Here is a 2,765-nt window from a genome sequence, read left to right on the forward strand (position 1 = left end):
CTCCGGGAGGGCGCGGGCGTGTGTCTGGCTTTCGAGGGACACGTGCTGGGCCGGCCGGCCGGGGACGAGGTCGTGGCGGATGCGTTGCTCGACGCGTTCCTTGAACGGGGGGAACGGTTTCTGGACGGGTGGGACGGTTCGTTCCAGGTGTTCGTGCGCACGCCGGAGGCGACGTACCTCTTCATGGACCCCACCGCGTCGCGCCGGTGGTTCTTCCGGTCCGGGCCGTGGGGGCTGGCGTTCTCCCCGGAGGTGGCGCCGCTGCGGACGCTGGCCCCTGCCCCGGTGGACGGCGCGAACCTGGCGCAGTTCCTGGTGGGAGGGCGCTTCTTCGCGGGGCACACGCTGCTGGCGGAGGTCTTCCAACTGCTGCCCGGGGAGCACCTGGTGCATCGCGACGGCCGGGTTGAACGGCGGCGCACGGGTTCGGACGCCGTGCGCCAGGACCCCGGTCTGTTCGATGTGAAGGCGACGCTGACGCGACTGGAGACGGCCCTGGAGCGCGCCATCCTCCAGCGGTGGACGCAGGCCCGCGCGCCCGCGCTGCTGCTGACCGGAGGATGGGATTCGCGCTACCTCTTCCACACGGTGGCGAGGCACGTGGGGGACACGTCGCGGCTGTGCACCGTGACGTGGGGGCACGACCTGCGACGGGAGGGGTCGGACGCGAGGGTGGCGTACGACATCGCGAAGCGCTTCGGCACGCGGCACGTGGAGTTGAAGCGGAGCGTGGGGCAGGTCCCGGAGACCTTCGCCGCGATGTTCCAGGCGCAGTCCGGCATGACGGAGCTGTCCTTCGGTCACGCGGACGAGCTGACGCTGTGCCAGCGGTTGGCGGAACGGCACGGCGTGGGTTCGCTGTTCCGGGGGGATGAGTGTTTCGGGCCCACGGGGTGGAATGCCACGACGCTGGGCGGGGTGCTGGCGCGGTTGTCATTGCCCTTCACGGAGGACGTCGCGGGGCGGGAGCGGTGGCTGGTGGGCGGTGGCGAGGAGGCGTGGGCGGGGCGCGAGGAGCAGGTGCGCCAGCGGGTGGCGGCGGCTCCGCAGGGATTGGAGGCGCTTCGGGACACGCTGTACTTCCGGGAGCGGGTGCCCGCGTTCCTGCACCACCTCAACTACTTCAAGGCGCACCGGCTGGAGGTGTTCAACCCGCTGATGGACCGCGAGGTGCTGGCGTTGTCACGGGCCCTGCCCGCGGCGTGGCGCACCGACAAACGACTGTTCAAGGACTGCTACCGGCGACAGTTCGCGGCGCACCTGGACATCCCATTCGCCGACACGAGCAACGGCGTGGACTGGGGCCGGATGTTGCGGCGCTCGCCCCGGGTGGTCGCGTTCCTGCGGTCAGGATTGGAGGCGCTGCCTTCACCGCTGATCCCGGAGGTCTTCGTGGAGGCATTGGAGGGATTGCTGCGGGGAGCCCCGACCGGGGCGGCGTTGCCCGGGAGCTACCGGGTGGCGCCCGAGCAGCTTGTCATGCGCGCGTTCGTCCTGGGTCAGTGGTTGCGTGACAGTCCGACCTCGGAGGTGGCCAGTCGTTCGAAGAGCTCGCGGGCCCGTGCCACGCCCGCGTCCGAGGTCAGCGCGAAGCAGGCGTAGCGCTCCACGTCCGCGGCGTTCATGCGTCGCTGCATGAAGCCCTGGGACTTGTGCTCGGCGATGAGCCAGTTGACGACGACGTGGAAGTCCAGCCGGCCTCCCGGACCGAACGACCGCGTCCGGTCGAAGTCGAAGGGTGCCGTGTCGGGGCGCAGGGCGGTGAGCGGGTGGGGGGCGGCGCCCTCCGAGGCGGGCGTGTCGAAGGCGAGGATGGGATAGCCCTCCGGCTGTGGGGGGCCGTTGCGCGTGTGGAGGGAGGCGCCGAGCACCGCCGGGCGTTCGTCGGGAGCGATGGCCGCGACCGCCTCCAGCGCGAGCAGCGCGGACAGCCGGTGGTGTGCGTGCGTCCGGGCCGTGGGCATCATCAGGAAGAGGAAGTCATAGCGGCCGTGGGAGAGGCGCTCACGCAGTTGGCGACGCACGGCCTCCACATCCCAGCCCTCCGGCGCGAGGGCCTCCGGTGTCAGCGAATAACCCGTGTCGGGCTGCTCCAGGAAGACGCAGTCGCGCAGGCCGAGGATGCGCGCCGCGCCCAGCAGTTCCTGTTTGCGGAGGGCGGGCAGGTGGGCACGGCCGACCGCCTCGTCGGTGAGGCGCAGGCGGTAGAGCGATTCGGCGAGCGTGGCGTAGCGGAAGCCTCCTTCGCCGTTGGTCAGCACCACGAGGTCCGCTTCGGCGCCGAGCGCATGCGTCGCCTGGAACACCGCTCCGGCGAACATCGTCTCGTCGTCGGGATGGGCGGTCACGAGCAGCAGGCGCGGAGGAGGGGCAGGGCACATGGGGGGAAGCATGCACGTCGGACCCGACATCTAGAGTCTTCCTGTGTCGCGTCGCGGAGGCGTTCCTGGACCGGCTGACCGTGTTGCTCTTCACCGCGTTCCTGGACTCGGTGGCGCTGCTGATGATCGTCCCGCTGCTGCCCTTGCATGCGACCGGATTGGGCGGCGGAGGCGCGGTGGTGGGACTGCTCATGGCGACGGTGCCGCTGGTGCAGCTCGTGAGTGCACCGTTCTGGGGACGCCTGTCGGACCGCGTGGGGCGCAAGCCCGTGTTGCTCATCGGGATGACGGCCGCGGTGGTGGCCTCCGTGCTGCTGGCGCTCGCGGATTCGCTGCCGGGATTGTTCCTCTCGCGGGTGGTGCAGGGCGTGGGCGGGGGGACGG

At 71.0% G+C, this 2,765-nt stretch carries 3 protein-coding genes; 2 read left to right on the forward strand and 1 reads right to left on the reverse strand.

Annotated elements, in window-relative coordinates; genetic code table 11:
- Window positions 1-1,602, forward strand: a 1,602-nt coding sequence (locus tag D7V88_RS40430) for an asparagine synthase-related protein (protein ID WP_147449105.1), incomplete at its 5' end; no start/stop codon positions are given.
- Here D7V88_RS40430 and D7V88_RS40435 read toward each other — a convergent pair.
- Window positions 1,500-2,411 carry a PIG-L family deacetylase gene (locus tag D7V88_RS40435; RefSeq protein WP_120545817.1) on the reverse strand — a complete coding sequence of 304 codons (912 nt, stop codon included), beginning with the start codon at window positions 2,409-2,411 and terminating at the stop codon, window positions 1,500-1,502. The genes D7V88_RS40430 and D7V88_RS40435 overlap by 103 nt on opposite strands.
- 50 nt (window positions 2,412-2,461) lie before the next feature.
- Between D7V88_RS40435 and D7V88_RS40440 the strand changes: the two genes are divergently transcribed.
- A partial coding sequence (locus D7V88_RS40440) for an MFS transporter (protein ID WP_147449106.1) occupies window positions 2,462-2,765 on the forward strand: 304 nt, incomplete at its 3' end.

Source organism: Corallococcus terminator, from assembly GCF_003611635.1.
Classification (GTDB): Bacteria; Myxococcota; Myxococcia; order Myxococcales; family Myxococcaceae; genus Corallococcus; species Corallococcus terminator.